The sequence below is a fragment of the Mesorhizobium sp. M7A.F.Ca.AU.002.02.1.1 genome, from assembly GCF_003998535.1.
Lineage (GTDB): Bacteria > Pseudomonadota > Alphaproteobacteria > Rhizobiales > Rhizobiaceae > Mesorhizobium > Mesorhizobium ciceri.
The window spans coordinates 1-7,386 of record NZ_RZPB01000270.1 but is presented as its reverse complement, the minus strand read 5'-3'; the positions used below and the strand labels follow the sequence as shown (position 1 = coordinate 7,386).

Annotated in this window: 5 protein-coding genes and 2 pseudogenes; 1 reads left to right on the top strand and 6 read right to left on the bottom strand. The window is 57.7% G+C overall.

The genetic code is table 11. From position 1 onward, the window contains the following. Nucleotides 1–132, top strand: a pseudogene (locus EN879_RS17615) (IS481 family transposase); the annotation flags it as partial. A gap of 106 nt (nucleotides 133–238) precedes the next feature. On the opposite strand, the gene EN879_RS17610 reads toward EN879_RS17615, so the two are convergent. The 6 genes and pseudogenes from EN879_RS17610 to tdh all read right to left on the bottom strand — a co-directional run. Beyond that, a complete protein-coding gene (locus EN879_RS17610) occupies nucleotides 239–2,110 on the bottom strand; it encodes an acyltransferase family protein (RefSeq protein ID WP_063169260.1) in 1,872 nt (623 codons plus the stop codon). Nucleotides 2,111–2,193: 83 nt separating this feature from the next. Further along, nucleotides 2,194–2,754 (bottom strand): CpaD family pilus assembly lipoprotein, encoded by a 561-nt coding sequence (locus tag EN879_RS17605; protein WP_063169261.1) that lies wholly within the window; start codon nucleotides 2,752–2,754, stop codon nucleotides 2,194–2,196. 12 nt (nucleotides 2,755–2,766) lie between these two features. Next, the gene (locus tag EN879_RS17600) at nucleotides 2,767–4,188 is read right to left on the bottom strand and encodes a type II and III secretion system protein family protein (protein ID WP_063170365.1); all 1,422 of its coding nucleotides are present in this window, start codon (nucleotides 4,186–4,188) and stop codon (nucleotides 2,767–2,769) included. 71 nt (nucleotides 4,189–4,259) lie between these two features. Continuing rightward, nucleotides 4,260–4,946, bottom strand: coding sequence for a response regulator transcription factor (locus EN879_RS17595; protein ID WP_063169262.1), 687 nt, complete (start codon nucleotides 4,944–4,946; stop codon nucleotides 4,260–4,262). Nucleotides 4,947–5,751: 805 nt separating this feature from the next. After that, a pseudogene (locus tag EN879_RS39985) lies at nucleotides 5,752–5,920 on the bottom strand (transposase); the annotation flags it as partial. Between the two features lie 714 nt (nucleotides 5,921–6,634). Beyond that, on the bottom strand, nucleotides 6,635–7,386 hold a 752-nt coding region (gene tdh, locus EN879_RS17585; protein WP_127274154.1), incomplete at its 5' end, for an L-threonine 3-dehydrogenase.

Here is a 7,386-nt window from a genome sequence, read left to right as displayed (position 1 = left end):
CATCGTGCCGCCGAACTGCCTGTCTGGCTGCACAGATACAATTGGCATCGTCCACATGGCAGCCTAAAGTCAAAAACGCCTATCAGTCGCCTCGCCCTGATCGAGGACAACCTGTTGAAGCTCCACACCTAGGTCACTATCGGGGGGCCTTAAACCTGAACAGCTCCATCGTCGCGGCTGCTGCGGAAGCAGGAGCTATCACTGGGACCCGTACTGGTGCTTGTCAGCCGCTGAGCCGCTACTTCGTCTTAGGAAGAGCATTGTCCTTGCCAAAAGCCGGCCAGTATTTCGAGATTGCCAGTGTGGCGCCGGCTGAAGAGAAATGACCATAGTCGAAATATAAAAACTCTCCTCTATCGAAATAGGCGCAGCGTCCTGCGCTGCACAGGAATTTCAGCGGATCGATGAATGTGGCGCCTTTGGTAAATGAGCGCACACGTTCGTTGACGTCGGGGTCCATCGCGATCGGCCAGGACGTATCGTCCAGATTTTGGCGCTTGGCGAAGAACGCAATTTTCCGGACGTCAGTTGGGAACTGCGGAGACTGGCCGATGACAAACACGCGCACGCCCAGGGCACGAAGCGTAGCGATTGTTTGCTGAAGACCGTCGAAACCTCTGACCTCATAGTCACTCCATCTACCGCTGAGGATAACCGTCTTGATGTCCGCTTCCAAGATGACGTCCAAGGCCTTGCGATTGAACCGGACACAATCAAGACGATCGTACGGGTAGTAATAGAGTATCGGCGCGCAGCTGGCGTACGTATATTCAACGATGTTCGCCTGCAATCGATTTATGTTAGCACCCAAGCCGGAAACATAGTGCGCGGCGAAGGAGTCGCCCCACAAAAAAACCGTTGTTGGAAAACCGCTGGTGCGCGTGCAATCCTCCATATTCCAGCTTTCGATCCGGCTGGTGCCCTCGTTGAAACAGATGCCATTCCTCCAGTCCCCGACGGAAATGCGCCGCTGGACATAGTCCGGAAACCGTTGCGGAAAGCCGTTGCCGAGCGCCCCCGCCGCTCCGCCGGCACAAAGGACAACGATCGCGAGCGCTGAAAAGGCGAAGATAGGCCCCGGGGAGGTGAAGGCCCTCTTCTGTCGAAACGGCTGCTCTACAAACTTCCAGGAGAATGCAGCCAATGCGAGGCTTGCCACCAACATCGCACCGGTCATCAACGGATCGAGTTTTTGGAACGAAAGATAGTGCGCGAACGCATTGAGAGGCCAGTGAACAAGATACAACGAATACGAGATGAGCCCAATCCAGACCAGCGGCCTGACTTCGAGCATGCGGGTGGCGACCGTCGAGGGGGTATTTTGGCCAACATAGATCAGAAGGGCCGTTCCGATGCATGGATACAAGGCGTTGTAGCCTGGGAACGGATCACTCGCCGAAATCGCGAAGAACCCGATGGCGAGAAGGCCAAATCCGGCCACCCCCACCGACTCCATCAGGAGTCGGTTGCCCAGCGGCGAGGGGCATTTGAGCATGAGCAGGGCGCCCAACATGAGTTCCCAGATTCGGGTCGGCAGCAGATAGAATCCGGCGGTGGGTGCCAGCGATGTCGCCATCACCGCCACTACGAAGCTGCAGAGAATTATCGGAAGAAGTGTCGTCAGCCAGCGCTTCCCGATGTAGCGATAGATTAGGAACATCAGGATTGGTGCGAAGATGTAGTACTGCTCCGCTACGGAAAGCGGCCAAGTGTGCAACAGTGGTAGAAGCGCGGCATCGATAGAGAAGTAACTTGACGTTTTCCAGAAGAAAACGTTCGACCAGAAGGTCGAGGTAGCTATGATGCTAAGACTGAATCCGCGCAGATCCGGTGGCAGAAGAATGAACAATGCCGCAATGCAGGTGAGAAGCATCACAAAGACGAGCGCCGGCAGAATGCGCCGGGCACGGCGCCAGTAGAAGTTGACGATGGAAAATTGGCCGCGTTCAAGGTCATCCAGGAGGCTTCCGCTGGTTAGGTAGCCGGAGATGACGAAGAAGATATCGACCCCGCTAAAGCCACCCGGGATCGCCGAAATTCCGAAATGAAAGAGTACGACCGGAAGTACAGCAACGGCCCTAAGGCCCTCGATATAGCGCCTATATTGCATCCAGCGGTTCCTTTTATTTTAGATCAGGACGCGATTGGAAGCTTTCAATCTCCGGTAGGAGTGCTGCCGAGATAAGGGCGGTATCAGCCACCTTTATCCGTCCCGAATGTTCTGTAAGTTGCAACTGGTACAGAAGCACGATCGCCATCGCCGGCCTTGACGGCCTGATTGTCGAGCAGATCGCGCGGATCGTTGACCATCACGGCCAGGTTATGTCCTGTCGAACAACCAAGCGGCTGTTTGAAGGATTCTTCATTGGGTAAGGCACCATATGAGGGACAGACCGGCGGACGGGCGTGATAGACAATCGCCTCAATTCGCACTGAGCCGGCGTCGTGTTGATCGCGCAATTGAATGTTGTCTTCTTCGATTGCCAACTGCCTGGCCTGATGGGCTACCCCTGCGCTGAGCTGGGGCGAACCGCTGATGAGGAGGTGGATGGCATCGAACCGGCCGCGACTGGCCTTGTCTAGGAAAACACGCAAACGCTGCCGTTCGGAAGCGCGCAGGCTTTGCAACGTCAGGACGGTGGTCTCCTCTCGGACAAGCATTGGTGCCGATGGTTCGACATCAACTGGCGTAGTGCTTGTGCAGCCACTTACGCTTGGTGCCAGAGCGACAAAGAGGATTATAAAACGCAACATCTTTGGATGACACTATTCGATGATGAAGCCGAGACCGCCCTGGGCGCTTGGCGCGCCCGCACGGATAGCAGCGCGGTCTCGCGGGGGACTTGTCACGGAATTCGTCGGAGCGCCCCCTCCGTTCAAAGCCGGTGCCGCCCGCTCGGTCGGTGCGCTCATCTGGTTTGGGTTGGAGCCTGGTCTTACAATGTAAGGCGTAACTAGAATGACCAGTTCTGACTCCTCTTTTTGAAACGAGGTCGAGCGAAAAAGCGGTCCCAGGATCGCCAGTTCTCCGAGCCAGGGAAAGGCCCTGACATCATTGTTGACGTTCCGCCTGATTAGACCGCCGATTGCGAAGCTCTGGCCGCTGGCGAGTTCGACGACCGTATCGGCTCGGCGCGTGGAAACTGCCGGCACGGAAATTCCGTTGATTTGCACGGCACCTTGCGTCGACAGTTCACTGACTTCGGGCGTTACGTGAATGTTGATTTGATTGTTGCTGAGAACTGTCGGCACAAATTCCAGACTGACGCCGAAGTGACGGAATTCAACCGATACCTGCCTGTTTTCCTGCAGGACAGGAATGGGAAATTCGCCGCCCGCGAGAAAGCTGGCCTTTTCACCCGACATAGCGGTGAGGTTCGGCTCAGCCAGGACGGAAGCTATATGCTCCTTGGCGAGCGCGTCGAGAACCGCGCTGACGTTGACGGCACCGTTGTCGAATCCGATTTCTGCTGTACCGCCACCCTGGGTTGAACCAGACCCAGCGCTTGCAGCGCTTCCGCTTAGAACGCCCACTTTGAAATTGCCGATTTGACCGAAGGCGGACAAGTTGACGCCGAGTGACTTCATGGCGCTGCGTGAGACTTCGGCTACGCGCACGCTGAGGTTAACTTGCAGGGATCCAGCGACCTTGATGTTGTTGACGACTTGCGCTCCGTCGCCCAGATATTGCTCAGTGACTCTTTTTGCGGTGTCGGCGACCTCTGCGTCGGGCGCCGTCCCGCTAAGGATTGCGCCGCGCGGCGTATAGTTGACGCGGATGGGATAGTCGCCGACCTGCTCCCGCAACATGGCGCGTAAATCCCCGATCGGTTGCGTGACAACGATACGCAATTCGGCGAGAGGCTCGCCATTGCCATCCAAGGCGAATAGGCTGGTCCGCCCCGATTTCTTGCCAAAGACGAAGATTGTTTTGCTCGATGGCGCCTGAAAATCCGCGATCGTGGGGTCAGCAACAAAGATGGTCGTGGCTGGCCCGGGCAGATGAACGGTCTCCCCGAGCGAAGAGGAAAGGGTCAGCGTGGCGTTGATGCTATTCGAAGCCGCATGCGGCGGGCCTTTGTCCTGCTTGTTTTGCGCCGCGACACCAAGTGGGAAAGTCACAATAAGCGCGCAGAGGAGATGGCCCAGGTAACGGGGCACTGCAGGTCTTGTAACCTTGTTGGCGATCGCCCGCCAATTGAGCGCAGCGCAAGGATGTTGAAGGATCAGCAAAATAGATCTTCTTTCGATTCGACAAACTATGCGGACGAGGCGTCAGTCAATTCTAGGATGTAACCAATGCCTCGGATGGTCTTGATCCGTGGCGTTGCACCTGATCTGGTCAGATGTCCCCGTAAACGATAAATTCCGACTTCAAGCGCGTTGGCAGACACGTCGTCGTTGAATGAATAGAGGTGATCTTCCAATTGCGCACGGGGCACGATGCGGCCTGCCCGGTTAAGCAGGTGCTCTAGAACACAGAGTTCGCGACGTGCGATCATCATTGGGTGCCCATCAACGAAAACCTGGCGGGCGACCGGATCAAAGTCGAGATTGCCAAATACGAGCCTCAGGTCGGTCATCTGTGTCGCCCGGCGCAGAATGGCTCTCATTCTGGCAATAAGCTCATCGGTAGAGATGGGTTTGAGCAGAAAGTCGTCCGCACCACCGTTGAAGATCGCAATTCGCTTATCGAGATCGTTAAGGCTGCTCATAATGACGGCAGGAACTGAATGCCCGTGGGTCCTCAACTGCCTCAGCCAACCCAAGCCATCGCCATCTGGCAGAGCCAATTCCAGCAGGAGAATTTCATAGCTGGCGCAAGAAAATGCACTCGAAGCCAGTTCCAGAGTACCAACGACATCAACGACGAAGCCGCCATCCCCGAGCGCAAGTCGCATGGCGCGCGCAAGATCCGCATGATGATCCACGAGCAGCGTTCGCATTTCATCTCCTCTCGAAGAGGGACGGCCCATCGAACGCGTCACCGGCGGCCATCTGATCGGAGCACACGGCGCGCAACTCGTCGCAGCTCTCGGAACTGGTCCGAGTCGGAGGGACATGCAAGTCGCTCGGTGGCAATAGGCGCGGGTGAGGACCAACTGACGGGCTCAAATACGCCGGTCGGCGAACCCACGAGGCCAGCAACCCGCGTGCGATTTCTCGTTGCATCATCTCTCCTACGTGCAGCCCCTGCGCTCGCAAGGCAGCGTCGCGGCTCAGAGCCCGATTCCCACAGAGGGTAGGGTTAGCTTTCGAGAAACTGATTGAACAAATCGATTATTTGGATCGAATGCATCCACGGTATGGATGCAGCGCACCATCTTCAACGACTGCGGCGTCCTGATGCACTGTTGTGTCTGTCGTGCTCTGCTTTTTTCGCTGTCCTTCAAGGCTGGCGAGCCTGGTGGAACCTGCGCGTCATTGGCTTGGTAGCTTGAATGCTCAACAACGGAGCGCCCTGCGCAAAGCCGCTCTCATTTCCAAAAAGCCTTGCAATCTGGTTGGAGCACTTCGCGCTCGACACCAAAATAGGCGAGGAAAACTGACGTCTGACAGGGATGTACATGCAACAGCCGATTTGCGGCACCAGCAAACGACCGCGTTCAGGCTGAAGATCGACGACCAACGGCTCCTCGATTTCCGCACTTTTACAAGCTCTTCCTGTGCGGGCGGATGCCGGCAAACAGCAGCACAGGGTCAGCGAAACCGGGAGCGGGCCTGCTTGATCGCCATGATCACATTGCCGCTGTCGCGCGTGCGGAGCGGAATGCAATCGGTCCAGCCGGCGGCAATCCGGTCAGCACCATCGTCTGCACGAAGCTCCCTGACGAAGACGTGCCCGAATGCGCTCAACAAAGCCGGGCGGCGGATCTTTCCAATCGCCGAAGGTGCGGGCTGGCACCGAGCGGCGAACTGCGAACTCATTCCTGCCCGGCGGCGCTGGCCGCCGCGAGCGTCGATGCGGACCCAGCCGCTCCGAATCCTCCCACAACACGATGAGCGCGTCGCGGACATCGCTGCCGTAACAGCGGCTGCGGCTCTTGCCCGCAGACGGCCTCTGCTCACGACGGTTCATAAGACGGATCGCGCGCTTGCGAATAATAGCCGGTTACCGCCTCGAACTCATCCAGAATGCGCCGCTTGTCAACGCCGCAATAAAGCTCCACGATCGCCGCTTCACCGTGTCGCCATGCTGAGCCGCGCCATCCTTCCCCCGAACCGGAATGGCACGACCTGTCCATCCCCTTTGGAACAGGACACTATTGGTAACATTTTGCTTGAGGCAATGCGGCTCGTTGCCTTCCTTTTCGCTGACCGGAAGGGTACCGGAAGTCGTCTATCGCATCTTACCCGCTGAAAGCGGCAACACCTCGACCTCAATCGCAGATCATAGGAAATAGACGATCGCGTCGGGGCCTCAGCATCGGTTCACCGGGTTTCCGTCATCGACTGAAGCGAATTGCCCCATCGACCGTCACCGGGTGGGCCGCGATACGTCGCCGTATATGATTAGCGAGCGCACGTAGCGGAGCCATAGCTCTCCACCCAGCCATGTTCCCCTAGTTGGAAAATGTCCGGCGGACCAGAGGTGCTGTCGTCAGCTTTTCCTGAATAGCGGCCAAGGCAATCCCTACCAGTCCATCACCACCTTGCCGGAACTGCCGCTCTTCATCGCATCGAAACCGATCTGAAAATCGTCGATGCCGATGCGGTGGGTGATCAGGCCGGAGACATCCAGCGGACCCTGCACAAGCGCGATCATCTTGTACCAGGTTTCGAACATCTCGCGGCCGTAGATGCCTTTGAGATGCAGCATCTTGAAGATGACCTTGTTCCAGTCGATCTCGAAGCCGGTCGGCGCGATGCCCAGAATGGCGATCTTGCCGCCATTGTTCATGGTGTCGATCATGTCGCGGAAAGCGGGGGCGGCGCCTGACATTTCGAGGCCGACGTCGAACCCCTCGGTCATGCCGAGCACCGGCATGACGTCGCGCAGCTTCTCCTTCGAGGCGTCGACGACATGCTGGACGCCGAGTTTCTTGGCTAGCGCCAGCCGCACCGGGTTGATGTCAGTGATGACCACTTTGCGCGCGCCGACGCATTGGGCGACGAGCGCGCCCATGATGCCGATCGGCCCGGCGCCAGTCACCAGCACGTCCTCGCCGACCAGATCGAAGGACAATGCGGTGTGGACGGCATTGCCCAAGGGATCGAAGATCGCGGCAATCTCATCGGGCACATCGTCGGGGATCGGCACGACATTGTGCTGCGGGATCGCCAGATACTCGCCGAAGGCGCCTGGACGGTTGACGCCGACGCCGAGCGTGTTGCGGCACAGATGCCCTCGCCCGGCGCGACAGTTGCGGCAATGGCCGCAGACGA

Excerpts from the sequence above, each read along its gene's own strand:
- EN879_RS17595 (WP_063169262.1), bottom strand. The coding sequence starts at position 4,946 with ATGCGAACGCTGCTCGTGGATCATCATGCGGATCTTGCGCGCGCCATG.
- EN879_RS17605 (WP_063169261.1), bottom strand. The coding sequence starts at position 2,754 with ATGTTGCGTTTTATAATCCTCTTTGTCGCTCTGGCACCAAGCGTAAGT.
- EN879_RS17610 (WP_063169260.1), bottom strand. The coding sequence starts at position 2,110 with ATGCAATATAGGCGCTATATCGAGGGCCTTAGGGCCGTTGCTGTACTT.